Source organism: Flexivirga sp. B27, assembly GCF_052905685.1.
In genome coordinates this window covers 286,132-300,586 of the sequence record NZ_JBPYUM010000002.1, presented here as the reverse complement: position 1 = coordinate 300,586, position 14,455 = coordinate 286,132, and the positions used below count along the sequence as shown (strand labels likewise).

Annotated in this window: 17 protein-coding genes; 10 read left to right on the top strand and 7 right to left on the bottom strand. The window is 68.3% G+C overall.

Translation table 11 applies throughout. The features are described 5' to 3' along the window. Nucleotide 1: 1 nt before the first annotated feature. Nucleotides 2-682 carry an MtrAB system response regulator MtrA gene (gene mtrA / locus ACSZL9_RS10275; RefSeq protein WP_446665399.1) on the bottom strand — a complete coding sequence of 227 codons (681 nt, stop codon included), beginning with the start codon at nt 680-682 and terminating at the stop codon, nt 2-4. A 92-nt stretch (nt 683-774) separates the two neighbouring features. On the opposite strand from mtrA, the gene ACSZL9_RS10270 reads away from it, so the two are divergent. Beyond that, entirely contained in the window at nt 775-1,140 is a 366-nt protein-coding gene (locus ACSZL9_RS10270; protein ID WP_446665398.1) for a pyridoxamine 5'-phosphate oxidase, read from the top strand. Nucleotides 1,141-1,155: 15 nt separating this feature from the next. Here the strand turns inward: ACSZL9_RS10270 and ACSZL9_RS10265 are convergent, their stop codons facing one another. Both ACSZL9_RS10265 and ACSZL9_RS10260 read right to left on the bottom strand, forming a co-directional pair. After that, a complete protein-coding gene (locus ACSZL9_RS10265; protein WP_446665397.1) occupies nt 1,156-1,815 on the bottom strand; it encodes a response regulator in 660 nt (219 codons plus the stop codon). After that, nucleotides 1,812-2,579, bottom strand: coding sequence for a sensor histidine kinase (locus ACSZL9_RS10260; RefSeq protein ID WP_446665396.1), 768 nt, complete (start codon nt 2,577-2,579; stop codon nt 1,812-1,814). The genes ACSZL9_RS10265 and ACSZL9_RS10260 overlap by 4 nt, the downstream gene beginning before the upstream one ends. 202 nt (nt 2,580-2,781) lie before the next feature. On the opposite strand from ACSZL9_RS10260, the gene ACSZL9_RS10255 reads away from it, so the two are divergent. After that, nucleotides 2,782-4,098 carry an FAD-binding oxidoreductase gene (locus ACSZL9_RS10255; protein WP_446665395.1) on the top strand — a complete coding sequence of 439 codons (1,317 nt, stop codon included), beginning with the start codon at nt 2,782-2,784 and terminating at the stop codon, nt 4,096-4,098. 258 nt (nt 4,099-4,356) lie between these two features. Here the strand turns inward: ACSZL9_RS10255 and ahcY are convergent, their stop codons facing one another. From ahcY to ACSZL9_RS10240, 3 genes are all read right to left on the bottom strand, one after another. Next, entirely contained in the window at nt 4,357-5,793 is a 1,437-nt protein-coding gene (ahcY, locus tag ACSZL9_RS10250; RefSeq protein ID WP_446665394.1) for an adenosylhomocysteinase, read from the bottom strand. A gap of 106 nt (nt 5,794-5,899) precedes the next feature. Then, nucleotides 5,900-6,442, bottom strand: a complete 543-nt coding sequence (locus tag ACSZL9_RS10245; protein WP_446665393.1) for a DinB family protein — start codon at nt 6,440-6,442, stop codon at nt 5,900-5,902. After that, the gene (locus tag ACSZL9_RS10240) at nt 6,432-6,980 is read right to left on the bottom strand and encodes a TetR/AcrR family transcriptional regulator (protein WP_446665392.1); all 549 of its coding nucleotides are present in this window, start codon (nt 6,978-6,980) and stop codon (nt 6,432-6,434) included. The genes ACSZL9_RS10245 and ACSZL9_RS10240 overlap by 11 nt, the downstream gene beginning before the upstream one ends. 57 nt (nt 6,981-7,037) lie before the next feature. Here ACSZL9_RS10240 and bioB point away from each other — a divergent pair, with 57 nt between their 5' ends. From bioB to bioD, 4 genes are read left to right on the top strand one after another with little or no spacing between them, the layout of a single operon-like run. After that, a complete protein-coding gene (gene bioB, locus ACSZL9_RS10235) occupies nt 7,038-8,150 on the top strand; it encodes a biotin synthase BioB (protein ID WP_446665391.1) in 1,113 nt (370 codons plus the stop codon). Then, nucleotides 8,143-9,492, top strand: coding sequence for an adenosylmethionine--8-amino-7-oxononanoate transaminase (locus tag ACSZL9_RS10230; protein ID WP_446665390.1), 1,350 nt, complete (start codon nt 8,143-8,145; stop codon nt 9,490-9,492). The genes bioB and ACSZL9_RS10230 overlap by 8 nt, the downstream gene beginning before the upstream one ends. Then, a complete protein-coding gene (locus tag ACSZL9_RS10225) occupies nt 9,489-10,622 on the top strand; it encodes an 8-amino-7-oxononanoate synthase (RefSeq protein WP_446665389.1) in 1,134 nt (377 codons plus the stop codon). Before ACSZL9_RS10230 ends, ACSZL9_RS10225 begins: the two co-directional genes overlap by 4 nt. Continuing rightward, entirely contained in the window at nt 10,619-11,287 is a 669-nt protein-coding gene (gene bioD / locus ACSZL9_RS10220; protein ID WP_446665388.1) for a dethiobiotin synthase, read from the top strand. Before ACSZL9_RS10225 ends, bioD begins: the two co-directional genes overlap by 4 nt. Here the strand turns inward: bioD and ACSZL9_RS10215 are convergent. Continuing rightward, nucleotides 11,284-12,129, bottom strand: coding sequence for an alpha/beta hydrolase (locus tag ACSZL9_RS10215; RefSeq protein ID WP_446665387.1), 846 nt, complete (start codon nt 12,127-12,129; stop codon nt 11,284-11,286). The two genes, bioD and ACSZL9_RS10215, sit on opposite strands and share 4 nt — an antisense overlap. Before the next feature lie 67 nt (nt 12,130-12,196). Between ACSZL9_RS10215 and ACSZL9_RS10210 the strand changes: the two genes are divergently transcribed. Genes ACSZL9_RS10210 through ACSZL9_RS10195 form a run of 4 tightly spaced genes read left to right on the top strand, consistent with a single transcriptional unit; the run spans nt 12,197 to nt 14,443 of the window. Then, entirely contained in the window at nt 12,197-12,568 is a 372-nt protein-coding gene (locus tag ACSZL9_RS10210) for a nuclear transport factor 2 family protein (RefSeq protein WP_446665386.1), read from the top strand. A gap of 9 nt (nt 12,569-12,577) precedes the next feature. Then, nucleotides 12,578-12,970: a hypothetical protein gene (locus tag ACSZL9_RS10205; protein ID WP_446665385.1), complete on the top strand. Its 393-nt coding sequence runs from the start codon at nt 12,578-12,580 to the stop codon at nt 12,968-12,970. Nucleotides 12,971-12,974: 4 nt separating this feature from the next. After that, nucleotides 12,975-13,997, top strand: coding sequence for a phosphotransferase family protein (locus tag ACSZL9_RS10200; RefSeq protein WP_446665384.1), 1,023 nt, complete (start codon nt 12,975-12,977; stop codon nt 13,995-13,997). Further along, nucleotides 13,994-14,443: a GNAT family N-acetyltransferase gene (locus ACSZL9_RS10195; RefSeq protein WP_446665383.1), complete on the top strand. Its 450-nt coding sequence runs from the start codon at nt 13,994-13,996 to the stop codon at nt 14,441-14,443. The genes ACSZL9_RS10200 and ACSZL9_RS10195 overlap by 4 nt, the downstream gene beginning before the upstream one ends. The last annotated feature ends 12 nt before the right edge of the window (nt 14,444-14,455 follow it).

The window sequence follows — 14,455 nt, the reverse complement described above, 5'->3', positions numbered from 1 at the left end:
GTCAGGCCGGTCCGGCTTTGTAGCCGACGCCACGCACGGTCAGCACGATCTCGGGGTTCTCCGGGTCCTTCTCGACCTTCGAGCGCAGCCGCTGCACGTGCACGTTGACCAGGCGGGTGTCACCGGCGTGCCGGTAACCCCAGACCTGCTCCAGCAGCGTCTCGCGGGAGAAGACCTGCCAGGGCTTGCGCGCCAGCGCAACCAGCAGGTCGAACTCCAGTGGTGTCAACAGGATCGGTGCGCCGTCACGCTGCACGACGTGCCCGGAGACGTCGATGGACAGGTCGCCGAGCGTGATCGACTCCGACTCCACGTCGTCACCGCGCCGCAGCCGCGCACGCACCCGTGCCACGAGCTCCTGCGGCTTGAACGGCTTGGTGATGTAGTCGTCCGCTCCGGACTCCAGACCCAGCACGACGTCGACGGTGTCGGTGCGCGCGGTCAGCATGACGATCGGCACGGTCGACTCGGCACGAAGGAGGCGGCATACCTCGACACCGTCGATGCCGGGCAGCATCACGTCGAGCAGCACGACGTCCGGCTTGGAGTCGTGGAATGCCTCCATCGCCCGATCTCCCGTGGCGCAGAAGGTCACGTCCAGGCCTTCCCCCTGCAGGATGATGCCGAGCATCTCGGCCAGCGAGGGGTCGTCGTCGACGACGAGAACACGTCCGTTGGTCACGTGTGTGGTTCCTTTCACGAGCGAGCCGCACCCCCGTTGTCGGCGGCATACGCCCCAGCGTATGTGTTCGGACCGAGAGTAGGCTCGGTGTGGTGAGCATCGCAGTGGATCTGGAGGGCCTGGCGGCCGCCGTCGCCGACTACGGCAGCGCACATCTGCTGTCGACCGACGGCACGAAGGTGCGCACGGTGTGCGCCGACGTGACGCTGGCCGATGGAGTCTTCCGCGCGCCCCGCAGCAAGAGCACGGCCAAGAACGTCGCGGCGAATCCCGTTGTGACACTGCTGTTTCCGCCGACCGTGCACCACGGCTACTCGCTGATCGTGGACGGCACTGCGCAGGACACCGGCGAGGAGCTGCTGGTGACGCCGACCAACGCGGTGCTGCATCGACCGGCCAGCCACTCCGACGGGCCGATCGCACCCGGCGGGTGCGAGCACGACTGCCGGCACCTCTAACTCGGCACCTGCGGGTCAGTCGGCCGGCGTCGCCAGGCCGTTCTGGAAGGCGAAGACCACCAGGCTCGCCCGATCGCGAGCGCCGACCTTGGTCATGGCACGGCTGACATGTGTCTTGGCGGTCATCGGACTGATCACCATCCGGGCAGCGATCTCGGCGTTGCTCATGCCGGTCGCGACCAGGGCGACAACCTCACGCTCCCGATTGGTCAGCTGCGCTGCCGCGGTCGCGTCGATCCGGGTGTGCGGCCGTGCGACGAACTCGCTGATCAGCCGCCGGGTCAACGCCGGTGACAGCAGCGCGTCGCCGTCGACCGCCACCCGCAGGGCGTGCAGCAGCTCGTCGGGCTCGGTGTCCTTCAGCACGAATCCGCACGCGCCGGCACGCAGCGCATTGAAGACGTATTCGTCGACGCCGTAGTTTGTCAGCATCACCACGCGGACGCCGGACAACGTCGGGTCGGTGATGATCCGGCGGGTCGCCTCGATCCCGTCCAGCCGCGGCATCTGCACGTCCATCAGCACCACGTCCGGACGATGCTCGGCTGCCAGGCGCACCCCGTCGACACCGTTGCCGGCCTCGGCCACGACGCTGACGTCGTCCTCGGCGTCCAGCAGCGCTCGTATGCCGCTGCGGATCAGCGGCTGATCGTCGACGAGCAGGACTCGGATCACGAGGCGGGCAGTTCCGCGAGCACGCTGAATCCCTTGCCGGCGACCGGTTCTGCGCGCAACGTCCCGCCCACACCGGTCACTCGTTCGCGCATGCCGACCAGACCATAGCCGGGGACCGCCGACGGTCGTGCCCGGCCGCTCCCGTCGTCGTCGACGCGGATGGTGACGCGCCCCTCGTCATACCTGACCTCGACGGTGACCGACGCGGCACCCGCATGCCGCACCGCATTGGTCAGTGCCTCCTGCACGACGCGGAACGCGACCTCGTCGACGTCCGCCGGCAGCCGCCGCACCCGGCCACGGATCAACAGGGTCGTCGGCAGGCCGGCATCCTGGGTGCGCCGGACCAGCGTCGGCAGCCGGTCGACGGCGGCCCGGTCCGATGCGTCGCAGTCCTCCTTGCGCAGCACGTCCAGTGTTTCGCGCAGCTCACGGGCGGCGTCCCCGCTCGCCTCCTGTATGGCGAGCAACGCGTCGATCGGCTCCTGGCCCTGCTTGCGGGCCAGGTGTGTCGCGACCCCGGCCTGCACCTTGATGACCGAGATGCTGTGGGTGAGCGAGTCGTGCAACTCGCGCGCGATCCGCAGTCGTTCCTCCACCGCACGCCGGCGTGCCTCCTCCTCGCGGGAGCGCTCGGCGGCCTCAGCGCGCTGCTCGGCCTCGTGCAACCGGGCCTTCCACTCGTGCGCTGCGACGAGACCGACGGCGCCGAACAGGAACCACCCCGCCCCTGCGGCAGCACTGACCGTGCGTGCTCTGACCATGTTTCGAGCTTAGGAGCCCGAGCGACTGCGCGCGTCCTCCTGCGGGAGTACGTGCGCCCTACTTCCGGCGCGGTAGTCCGGTCCGGAGGTAGGTCACAGGCATCAGCCGGCTGGCCGTGAAAGTGACTCCCCTGGGCCGATGTGCCATCCGTCGTATGTCGACAGCCTTGTGCAGCAACGGATTCCATACGAAGGAGAGGTCATGGTCTTCAACCTGACGACGTTGCCGGACGCGCTGGTGCCCGGGGACGCGGGATACGAGGAAGCAGCGGGAGTGCTGTTCGGGCAGGGGCGTCCCGCGGTCATCATGCGCCCCGGGACGCGTGGTGAGGTGGTCGACGCGGTGCTGCACGCGCAGCGCAACAAACTGGAGATCGCAGTCCGCTCCGGCGGGCACGGACTGCTCGCGCACGGCACTTCGGACGGTGGACTCGTCATCGACCTGGGGCGACTGAACCACGTCAGCGTGGTCGACTCCGACCGTCGTGTGGTGCGCGTCGGCGGCGGGGCGACGTGGGCCCGGGTCGACGAGATACTGCGCCCGCTCGGCTGGGCGATCTCCTCTGGCGACACCGCCGGTGTCGGTGTCGGTGGTCTCACACTCGGCGGCGGGTTCGGTTGGCTGGTGCGCCGATTCGGCCTGGCCATCGACAACCTCGTCGCGGCACGGGTGGTGCTCGCCGACGGGTCGGTCGTGACAGCCTCCGCAACCCGGCACGCAGATCTGTTCTGGGCGCTGCGCGGAGGTGGTGGAAACTTCGGTGTCGTGGTCGATTTCGACTTCATCGCGGCCGAGGTTCCCAGCGCTCATTTCGGTGAGATCGTCTTCGACCCGGTCGATCCGGCGGCCATGATCCGGTCGTGGCGCAACGCGATGCGGCGGGCGCCGCGTGAGCTCACCGCCGCGCTCGTGCTGCCACCGTCGGGTTCCGATGCGGCTTCGTCGGCGACGGTGACCTTCTGCGTCACGGGTTGCGATGTCAGCACTGCGGATTCTGTGATCGAGCCGCTGCTCGGACTCGGCCGGGTGACCCGGGCGAGCATCGAGGAGCGGGCGTATGGCGACATCCTCGAGCCGGGTCATCCGCTCCCTCCGGGGCTGCGGTTGTTCGCGCGCAACGTGATGATGGACGACCTCGACGAGACGGCGACGGTGGCCGTCGAGCAGTTCCGGCACGAGTCACCAGCCACGAGCGTGATCCTGCGTTCGCTCGGCGGAGCGTTCGGCGAAGTCCCGTGGGACGCAACGGCTTTCGCGCATCGCGACGCCGAGGTCATGGTGCTCGCGATGTCTATGGTTCCGGAAGCCCAGGCGGATCTGCTCGAGCCCGCCTTCCGCTCGGCCTGGTCCGGTGTCGCGGCCCACGGCAGCGGTGTCTACCTCAACTTCCAGGGTTCGGCGACGGAGGAGGACATCGCGACGGCATACCCTCCGGCGACCCGTGCCCGGCTGGTCGAGGTCAAGCGCGCTTATGACCCTGGGAACGTCTTCGCCTGCAACCACAACATCGTTCCGTAGAGGGGTTTCGATACGGGCTCCTCCGCTTCGCTCCCCCGCCCTACTCAACCAGCTTGCTCTGCTGCGCTCCCCCGGCACTCAACCAGCTTGCTCTGCTGCGCTCCCCCGGCACTCGACCAGCTTGGGTGAGCGGCGACGACGAGGCGACCAGGCGACAAGCGGACGCCCGACGAACGACGACCACAACTGAAGCGCCCGTGCAACGAACTTGTTCGTTGCACGGGCGCTTCAGTTGTGCGAGGAGTGAGTCAATCAGACTCAGTAGCGGTAGTGGTCCGGCTTGTAGGGGCCGGCCACGTCGACGCCGATGTACTCGGCCTGCTCCTTGGTCAGCTCGGTGAGCTGGGCCCCGAGGGCCGGCAGGTGCAGGCGGGCGACCTTCTCGTCGAGGTGCTTGGGCAGCACGTAGACCTGCTTGTCGTACTCGCCCGGCTTGGTGAACAACTCGATCTGCGCGATCGTCTGGTTGGCGAACGAGTTGGACATCACGAAGCTCGGGTGGCCGGTGGCGTTGCCGAGGTTCATCAGGCGGCCCTCGGACAGCACGATGATCGAGTTGCCGTCCTTGAAGGTCCACTCGTGGACCTGCGGCTTGATCTCGGTCTTGACGACGCCGTCGACCTTGGCCAGGCCGGCCATGTCGAGCTCGTTGTCGAAGTGCCCGATGTTGGACACGATCGCCTTGTTCTTCATCCGCTGCATGTGCTCAGCGGTGATGATGTTGAAGTTGCCGGTCGTCGTGACGAAGATGTCAGCCTCGCCGACGACGTCGTCGAGGCGGGCGACCTGGAAGCCTTCCATCGCGGCCTGCAGCGCGCAGATCGGGTCGATCTCGGTGACGATGACCCGGGCGCCCTGGCCGGCGAGCGCCGACGCGCAGCCCTTGCCGACGTCGCCATACCCGCAGACGACGGCGACCTTGCCGCCGACGAGCACGTCGGTGGCGCGGTTGAGGCCGTCGAGGACGGAGTGGCGGCAGCCGTACTTGTTGTCGAACTTGCTCTTGGTGACCGAGTCGTTGACGTTGATCGCCGGGAAGAGCAGGTCGCCGTCCTTGGCCAGCTCGTAGAGCCGGTGGACGCCGGTGGTGGTCTCCTCGGTGACGCCCTTGACCTGACCGGCGGCCTTGGTCCACTTCTGCGGGTCCTCGGCCAGGGTGCGGCGGACCAGTGCCTTGAAGACCTGGAACTCCTCGGCGTCGTCGTCGGTCGTGGGCGGCACCTGGCCGGCGGCCTCCCATGCCTTGCCGTTGTGGACGAGCATGGTGGCGTCGCCGCCGTCGTCCAGGATCATGTTGGGACCGTCGCCCTCGGGCCAGGAGAGCGCCAGGTTGGTGCAGTCCCAGTACTCCTCGAGTGTCTCGCCCTTCCAGGCGAACACCGGGACACCCTTGGGGTCGTCGGGGGTGCCGTCGGGCCCGACGACGACCGCAGCGGCCGCCTCGTCCTGGGTGGAGAAGATGTTGCAGGAGCACCAGCGCACCTGCGCGCCGAGTGCGGTGAGGGTCTCGATGAGGACCGCGGTCTGCACGGTCATGTGCAGCGAGCCGGTGATCTTGGCGCCCTTGAGCGGCTGGCTCGCGGCATACTCCTCGCGGATCGCCATGAGGCCGGGCATCTCGTGCTCGGCGAGGCGCAATTGGTGACGTCCTGCCTCGTGCAGGCTCAGATCTTTGACCTTGAAGTCGAAGGACATGGGTGTCCGTTCCCCTTAGTGGTTGCTGTCAACTGTCCGAGCCGGCGCGCCCCTCTGGGCTGCTGTTGACACAAGGGTCATCACCCACGCCGGTGCGGGCAGTCTACTAGGCCTGTCGCAGCGGTGCGCCGACGTCGTGCGCGTGGTGCACGAGGTCGTGCAGGCAGTATTGCCCGAGCGTCAGCACGGTGAAGGCCGATCCGTTGGAGCGACGGCCGGTGCGCTGCCACGCTTCGTCGGGCACGGTGTCGAACCGCGTCGCGAGTATGTCGGCGGCCGGGCCGATCTGCGCTGCCACGGTGAGCGGTGACTGCTCGGCATACGTGCCCTCGACCGCGGCGGCGTCCTGGTCCCAGTCGTCGAACGCCGGGTCGACGTGCTCGAGCATCAGCCGCAGGCGGCCGTCGAAGACGCCGAGCACGTCGCGGACGTGTGCGCCGTATTCGAGGTCGGACCAGACGCCGGGGCGCTTCCGCTCGCGGGCGTCGGGACGGTGCAGCACCTCGGGCCACCGCTCGACGGCACGCAGGATGTGTGCCCCGAGTGCCTCGCCGCGGATCGCGCCTGCCTCGAATTCACATTCGGGACAACGGCGTTCGACGACCCAGGTCCAATCCTTGTCGTCCGGGACGATCTCCTCAGCTGCCATGACTGCTCCTTTGCGCGGTGGTCGGGGTGAGAGAGGTGAGCACGAGGTCGAGACCCCGCTCGAAGGCGGCAGTCGCGCCGGTGACCGGCAGGCCGGCGGCGGTCCTGTTCTGCTCGGTGGCGATCGAGCCGAGCACGTGGTGGACGACGAGGTCGGTCGCGGCCCGGGCGGCCGCGGGTGAGTCGCTGAACGCACCGACGAGACGGCGCAACCGCACGAAGGCCGGCGACGAGCCGGGGTCGAGTGCATACCCGAGCGCAACGACGTCGGACCCGTCGGGCACCGGCAGCACGGCAGCTCGGATGTCACGCGCGAGTTGCCTGATGCCGGCGGCGGGCTCGCTGCCGGCGGCCGTGGTGACCTCGGCGAGCATCCGCTCGCACACCTGCACCAACAGCGTCTGTTTGTTGTCGACGTGCCAGTAGAGCGCGCCGGGCTGCACGCCCAGCTCGCGCGCCAGGCGACGCATCGTGAGGTCGGCGAGGCCGTGCGTGCGCAGGATGCGGACGGCCGCGTCGACGACTTCGTCGTGTTTCAACGGAATGGCTGTCTCCCCTCCGGTTGCGGGTCGCGCCGAGCACGGCATACTTGAACGGTGTTCAATGATCTGACGAACCTCGATGAACGTGTCACTGCGATTCTCTCAGGTGACCACGCCACGACCGATGACGCGCTTGCGGTGTTGCGCACTCCGGACAAGGACGTGCTCGGTATGACGGCCGCGATCGCACGGCTGCGGCGGGCGTACTTCGGCAACTCGGTCAAGGTCAACTATCTGGTCAACCTCAAGTCCGGCCTGTGCCCGGAGGACTGCCACTACTGCTCGCAGGCACTCGGCTCAGACACAGACATCCTCAAATACAAGTGGCTGCAGACCGAGGAGGCCATCGAGCAGGCTGCGGCCGGCCTGCGCGGCGGGGCGACACGCGTCTGCATGGTCAGCAGCGGCCGCGGGCCGACCAACCGGGATGTCGACCGGGTGTCGGCGATGGTCACGGCGCTGAAGGACGAGCACCCCGACGTCGAGGTGTGCGCGTGCCTCGGGCTGTTGAAGGACGGGCAGGCCGAGAAGCTGCGTGCAGCGGGGGTCGACGCCTACAACCACAACATCAACACCGCTGAGTCGCACCACGATTCGATCGTGACCACCCACTCGTATGCCGACCGGGTCGACACTGTCGAGCAGGCCAAGTCGGCGGGCCTGTCACCGTGCTCCGGCCTGATCGCCGGACTCGGCGAGAGCGACGAGCAACTCGTGGAGGCGCTTTTCGCGCTGCGGGACCTCGGCTCCGACTCGATCCCGATCAACTTCCTGATGCCCTTCGACGGCACCGAGTTCGAAGGTCGGTGGGAGCTCACGCCACTGCGCTGCCTCCGCATCCTCGCCATGGCACGAATGGTGTGTCCGGACAAGGAGATCCGCATAGCCGGCGGTCGGGAGATGCACCTGCGGTCGCTGCAGGCGCAGGCACTACATCTGGCGAATTCGATCTTCCTGGGCGACTACCTGACCTCCGAAGGGCAGGCCGCCAAGGACGACCTGGCGATGATCGAGGACAACGGTTTCGCGGTGCTTCGCGGCGCTGGTCGAGTGCCGGAGGAGCGAAGCGGGGGAGGTGTATCGAGACCCGACGCTGGAGACCTCGGCACCCATGACCCTGCAATCCGTCGCCGGGGCGCGGGAACCGAGCTGCAACCGAATGCGTGAGGCCGCCGCTCTCGCCACTCGCCACGTCGGCGGGGACCTCGCCGCGCGCGATCACGGCCTCGTCTGGCACCCCTACGCACCGCTGAACGGACCCGTGCCGTATGCCGTTTCGAGCGCCTCCGGGGTGCGGCTGTCGTTGGAGTGTCCGGACGACTCGTCGGCCGAGGTCGTCGATGCGATGGCGTCCTGGTGGTGTGCGGTGCACGGCTACCGGCACCCGGTGCTCGATGCCGCAGCCCACCGGCAGATCGACGACTTCAGCCATGTGATGTTCGGTGGCTTGACCCACGAGCCGGCGGTCGAGCTCGCCGAGCGACTCGTCGCGATGGCGCCGGGGCCGATGGCGCACGTCTTCTTCGCCGACTCCGGATCGGTGTCGGTGGAGGTCGCCTTGAAACTCACGCTGCAGTATCAGGCGGCCACGGGTTCCCCTGGGCGGCAACGGTTCCTGACGATCCGCGGTGGCTACCACGGCGACACGTTCGCCGCGATGAGTGTGTGTGACCCGGTGGACGGCATGCACTCGGCCTTCCCCGGTGTGCTGGCATCGCACGTCTTCGCCCCGCGTCCGCCGATGGCGACCGTCGACGCCGACGGTGTGTGGAGCACGGACGAGACGGCGTTCGTGCAGTGGGCAGCCGACTTCCGGGCTCTGGCCGAGGTGCACGCGCGTGAGCTTGCGGCCGTCGTGGTAGAGCCGGTGCTGCAGGGCGCCGGCGGAATGCGCCCCTATGACCCGCGTTGCCTGCAGGTGATGCGCGAGGTCGCTGACGAGCATGGTGTGTTGCTCGTCGCGGACGAGATCGCCACCGGATTCGGCCGCACCGGAAGGCTTTTCGCGTGTGAATGGGCCGACGTGGCACCGGACGTCATGTGCGTCGGCAAGGCGCTGACGGGCGGCTACCTGTCGCTGGCGGCCGTGCTGATGTCGTCCCGGGTCGGTGCCGCCATCACCGAGTCGTCCTTCGGCGCGCTGCTGCACGGACCGACCTTCATGGCCAATCCACTGGCCTGCGCGGTGGCGTCGGCATCGCTGGACCTGTTGCGGGACTCCTGGTCGCAGAACGTATCTCGGGTCGACGCCGGGCTGCGGGCCGGGCTGTCGGCCGCGCTCAAGCTGGACTCGGTGGTCGGCGTGCGGACGGTGGGCGCGGTTGGCGTCATACAACTCGGCGGGCCGGTGGACGTGCCCGCAGTGACGGCGGCCGCAGTGCGAAACGGCGTGTGGGTCAGGCCGTTCCGCGATCTGGTCTACACGATGCCGCCATACGTCTGCACCGACGAGGACGTCGCAATCATCTGTGCCGGGATGGTCGCCGCCGTGCGCGAGGTGCACGGATGACCTGGGATCAATGGCTCGCCGAACGCGCGGGACTGCGTCATGAGCGCGGTGTCGACCGCATCGATCCCGTGCTGCGCGACGACTCGATGATCGACCTCGCGTCGAACGACTACCTCGGCCTGGCTCGCGACGCACGCGTCGTCGAAGCAGCAGTTGCGGCGACCGAGCGGTATGGCGCCGGCGCGGGCGCTTCCCGGCTCGTGACGGGCACCCTCCCGGTCCACCGCGAGCTCGAGTCCGCCTTGTGTGAGTTGACCGAATGGCCTGCCGCGCTTGCGTTTTCGAGCGGATATACCGCCAACCTGGGCGCCGTGACAGCACTGACCGGACGTGGTGCGCACATCCTGCTCGATGCACACGCGCACGCTTCGCTGCACGATGCGGCCCGTATGTCGCGGTCGCCATACGACGTCTTCGCGCACAACGACCCGGCTGATCTCGATGCGCGACTGCGTCGACTCGACGGCGCGCGCGTGCTCGTGGCGGTGGAGTCGATCTACTCGGTCCTCGGAGATGCCGCTCCGCTGGCTGAGCTGCATGCCGTCTGCCGACGCCACGACGCCTTGTTGCTCGTCGACGAGGCCCACGGGATCGGGGTCGCCGGTGACGGGGGCGGGCGGGTCCGGGCGCTCGGGCTCGCGGGCGCGACTGACCTGGTGGTGACGGTGACGCTCTCCAAGTCGCTTGGCGCGCAAGGCGGGGCAGTGCTTTCCGGGAGACCGATGCGGGATCATCTCGTCAACTCGGCACGATCCTTCATCTTCGACACCGGCCTCGCCCCTGCGGCTGCCGGAGCCGCGACGGAGGCTGCGCGGATCATCGCGACCCGACCCGCACTGGCGGAGGCCGTGCACGTGCGCGCGGCGGTGATCGCCGAACAGTGCGGCATCACGTCCGCGGCCGGCGCGGTGCAGTCGGTGCCGATGCCAGGTCCGCTCGAGGCGGTCGCCGCACGCGAGGAATTGCGTTCGGCCGGAGTGCTGGTCGGCTGCTTCCGGCCACCGAGCGTGCCGGACGGGGTGTCCCGCTTGCGCATCACGGCGCGAGCGGATCTGCCGTTGGACGTCGTCGGGTCGGCGGCGGCACGGGTGCGAGCCGTGTCCGCGCGAACTGAGCGGGTGATGACGTGACCGTCCTCCTCGTGACCGGGACCGACACCGATGTGGGCAAAACCATTGCCACGGCTGCGATCTCGGCAGTGCACACTGCTGCCGGCCGGAGCGTGGCGGTGTACAAGCCGACCCAGACCGGCGTCACCGGCGGCGAACCCGGCGACGTCGCCGAGGTCGAACGTCTCACCGGTGTCCGTGGCGAGGACGGCGTGCGCTTGGTCGCCGCAATGGCACCGCGACCGGCCGCAGCGCTCGAGTCGGCCACGCTCCTCCGGCTCGATGATCATCGGGGCCGGATCACCGCGCTGGAGCGCTCCTTCGACGTCGTGCTTGTCGAGGGCGCGGGGGGCCTCCTCGTGGAGCTGACCGAAGACGGCGAGACGATCGCCGATCTCGCGACCGCACTCGACGCACCCGTCGTGGTGGTGGTGCGGTCAGCGTTGGGCACCCTGAACCACACCGCGCTGACGCTGGAAGCGTTGCAGGCCAGGGGGATTCAGCCGCTCGGCGTTGTTCTGGGTTCGTGGCCGGTCGATCCCTCCGTGGTGGAACTCAGCAACCGGGAGGCTTTCGAGACCGGTGCGGTGCCCCTGTTGGGCGCCATACCGGCTGGAGCAGGCGGACTGCCAAGCGACGAATTTGTGGCAGCCGCGCCTGAGTGGCTGCCGCTGGTCCCCCGCTAGTTCCGCCAGAGCCAGCGAAGCGCGTCCGGCAGGAGGACGCCGCCGTGGTTGCCTGCGTGCTCGCCTTCGCCGAGGACGAACCGGAAGTCGTATGCCGCCTCCGCGAGCGCCGCTGCGGTGCGGAGGTTTTCGGCGAGCCAGTTGTCCTCCGGCTCGTCCCAGCCGAGGTCTCGATGACTCTCCTGCAGGAAGAGCCGCAATGGCTTGCGCGGCGTTGTCGCGAGCAGCCGCGGGTAGGGGTTGCCACCGGGGATCTGCGCGAAGCTGGACACCAGGGCGATCACTTTCCGGAACGCGTCCGGCCGCTGCCAGGCAGCAGTGATGGAGCAGTTGCCACCACTACTGCCGCCACAGAGTGCACGCGCGTCGGGGTCGTCCGTCGTCGGCGTGATCTCGTCCACCCGAGGCAGCACCTCCTCGAGCAGGAACGTGGCATATCGGTCGTCGAACGCGTCGTACTCGGCGTTGCGGTTCTTGCGCTTTCGAGCGTCGTCGATGCCCGGGAATACGCCGGGCTCCACGAATACGCCGATCATCGGCGGTATGGCGCCGGCGTGGATCAGGTTGTCGAGCACGATGGCGCCCCGCACGTCGCCGTCCGGATCCAGATACCACCAGCCGTCCTGGAAGACGATCACCGGCAGCGGATCACCGGAGGCGTCATACGGGGAGTGCACCCAGACCGTGCGCTCAGTGCCCGGATAGATCCGGCTGTTCCCGATGGTGAATTCGGTCGTCACCCCACGCGGGACGTCCTCCCGCCGCGCAGAGTCCGGCCCGTGCTCGTACAGCACACCGGACTGATCGATCGGCAATGGTGTGTACGGGAGCCGCGTCGACATATAGCTCAGCGTAGGCGCGCTCCGCCTGCCGTGGTCGGCTGTCGGTGCCGCCACCTACCGTCCACTCATGGCAACCGCTGAGACATTGCTACGAGACCTGTGCAACCGGATCGATGCTTGTGCCTGGGACACCCTTGTTGAGCTGCTCCATCCGGACTTCGTCTGCCGATATGCGCACACCGGGGAGACGCTCGGCGGGCCCGAGTGGGTGCGGCTCAACGCCGAATATCCCGGGTTTCAACGCCTTGAGATCCTCGACGCCGTCGCTTCCGGGGACCGTGCGGTCGCACGTGCGCTCATCGTCGGCGGACCGGACAGCGCGGACCAGAAGTTCCAGGTCGCGAGCTTCATCACCGAGCGGGACGGACTGATCGCCGAGCTCACCGAAGTCTGGACCGATGTTGGTCAGACGCCACCGGAGGACGCTCGCCCACAGTAGAAAGGAGGGATGGACTCGGTCACTGACATCGCACCGGGCACCTACCGCGGCACGGTCCGCGGGATCGAGAGCGGTGACTGCACGGCGCGGATCGCGGTTCGGCGTGGCCTCGGCGACTGCCGGATCGTCGACCACGAGGCGATCTCGGACGCGCACGGCCTGCAGCACATCGAGCACGGCCTGCTCACAGACGGCGCGCTGCACCTCGCGTTCGGCGAGGCGCCCGGAGTGACCATCTTCCGTACGCGAGACGCCGGTGTCTACGAGACCACCGAAGCGCCGCTGCTGCGCATCCGGGTCGGGTATGACGGCACGACGCTGACCTGGGTCTGGGAGTGGGGGACATCCGGCGACGACATCGTGGAGCGTTCCCGTGCGACGTGCCGTCTCGCGGACTGCTGAGCACGTGGCTGGCCTGCAACTGCTCGGTCGTGCGCTGCACGAGTTCGGCATACCCGATGAGGTGGTGTCGACCGACGAAGTCGGTCGTGCCTGGTCCAACCGGCTGTGGTCCGTGCGCACTTCTCAGGGTCGCTATGCGATCAAGGAGTTGCTCAACCCGTGGGGTGATCCGCTATGGCGTGCGTGGCTCGAGGAGGCAATCGCCTTCGAGCGAGCCGCGATCGGTGCCGGTGTGCGTTCGCCCTGTCCGCTGTTGACCGCTGCGGGTGACGCGCTGGTGGACGTGGGCGGTCGGACGTTTCGCGCTCACGAGTGGATCACCGGTTCGTGTCCTTGTCCGCCGGCTCCCGTCACTGCGTCCGTGGCAGCGGCCGTCGCGCAGGATCTGGCTCGGATGCACGCGCTGCAATCGGTGCCGGCTCGCGACGATGTCTTCCCGACAACGACGACTGCGACGAGCGTCGGCTGGCCCGAGCTCGTCGCGCAGCTGCGGGAGATCGGCTCGCCATACGCGACCGCTGTGGCACAGATCGCGCCGGAGGTAGCGACGATTCGGGCGTGGTTCGATCGGCGCCCGGACGGTCGGCGGGTGATGTCGCACGGTGACGTCGACCAGAAGAATCTGCTCCTCGCCGGCGGCAACCCCTGGTTGGTGGACTGGGATGTTGCCGCTCCCTGGCTGCCTGCCGAGGAAGCGATGCGCACGGCAATGTCGCTCGCAGACTGGACGGATCGAAGGGTCGTTGGGACCTTCCTGTCCGCCTACTTCCGCGCGGGCGGCGAGGCGTTCGAGCCCGATGCTGCGCTGCTGGCCCGCGACTTGCAGATCGGCCTCGACTGGCTCGATCGATGCCTGCGCATCGCCTCCGGCCTGCAGCCGGCCGACCAACAGCGGATCGCTGAGGCGCGGGCGCAAGCCACGGTCCATGTGCACCAATTGCCGGCCCGTGTCGCTATCGCGACAGATCTACCTCGTTGGTCAACAAAGCCTCACGACGCTCGCCAGTCCCATACGTTTGGTGCGTGAATCTCAGCCCCTCGCGTGATCTCGACGTCGCTCTCGTCCGTGCCGCAACGCCCGAACTTCACGCTGCCGCAATCCAACTGGTTGCGGAGCTGTCCACATCGGCGCCGTCCCTGCGGTATGACGCACTGGAATCTCTCGTCGCCCACGACGCCATCGACCTCTTCGTGGCATCTCGCGACGACGATGTCATCGGGATGCTGACCCTGGCGACCTTCCCGATCCCGACGGGCACCCGCGCATGGATCGAGGACGTCGTGGTCGTCAGCGCGGCCCGCGGCTCCGGCGCCGGCATGGCGCTGGTAGAAGCAGCCATCGATCGGGCTCGGGAGCTGGGTGCACGGACTGTCGACCTGACGTCACGCCCGAGCCGGCAAGCTGCCAACCGGCTCTATCGACGGGCCGGTTTCGAGCAGCGCGACACCAACGTCTACCGATTGCAGCTCTGAGGCTGGTCGCGG

What these genes read in the sequence shown, in the direction of transcription:
- ACSZL9_RS10255 (WP_446665395.1), top strand. Translation starts at nt 2,782, where the DNA reads ATGGTCTTCAACCTGACGACGTTGCCGGACGCGCTGGTGCCCGGGGAC.
- ahcY (WP_446665394.1), bottom strand. Translation starts at nt 5,793, where the DNA reads ATGTCCTTCGACTTCAAGGTCAAAGATCTGAGCCTGCACGAGGCAGGA.
- ACSZL9_RS10225 (WP_446665389.1), top strand. Translation starts at nt 9,489, where the DNA reads ATGACCTGGGATCAATGGCTCGCCGAACGCGCGGGACTGCGTCATGAG.
- ACSZL9_RS10260 (WP_446665396.1), bottom strand. Translation starts at nt 2,579, where the DNA reads ATGGTCAGAGCACGCACGGTCAGTGCTGCCGCAGGGGCGGGGTGGTTC.
- ACSZL9_RS10210 (WP_446665386.1), top strand. Translation starts at nt 12,197, where the DNA reads ATGGCAACCGCTGAGACATTGCTACGAGACCTGTGCAACCGGATCGAT.
- ACSZL9_RS10230 (WP_446665390.1), top strand. Translation starts at nt 8,143, where the DNA reads ATGCGTGAGGCCGCCGCTCTCGCCACTCGCCACGTCGGCGGGGACCTC.
- ACSZL9_RS10215 (WP_446665387.1), bottom strand. Translation starts at nt 12,129, where the DNA reads ATGTCGACGCGGCTCCCGTACACACCATTGCCGATCGATCAGTCCGGT.
- ACSZL9_RS10245 (WP_446665393.1), bottom strand. Translation starts at nt 6,442, where the DNA reads ATGGCAGCTGAGGAGATCGTCCCGGACGACAAGGATTGGACCTGGGTC.
- ACSZL9_RS10205 (WP_446665385.1), top strand. Translation starts at nt 12,578, where the DNA reads ATGGACTCGGTCACTGACATCGCACCGGGCACCTACCGCGGCACGGTC.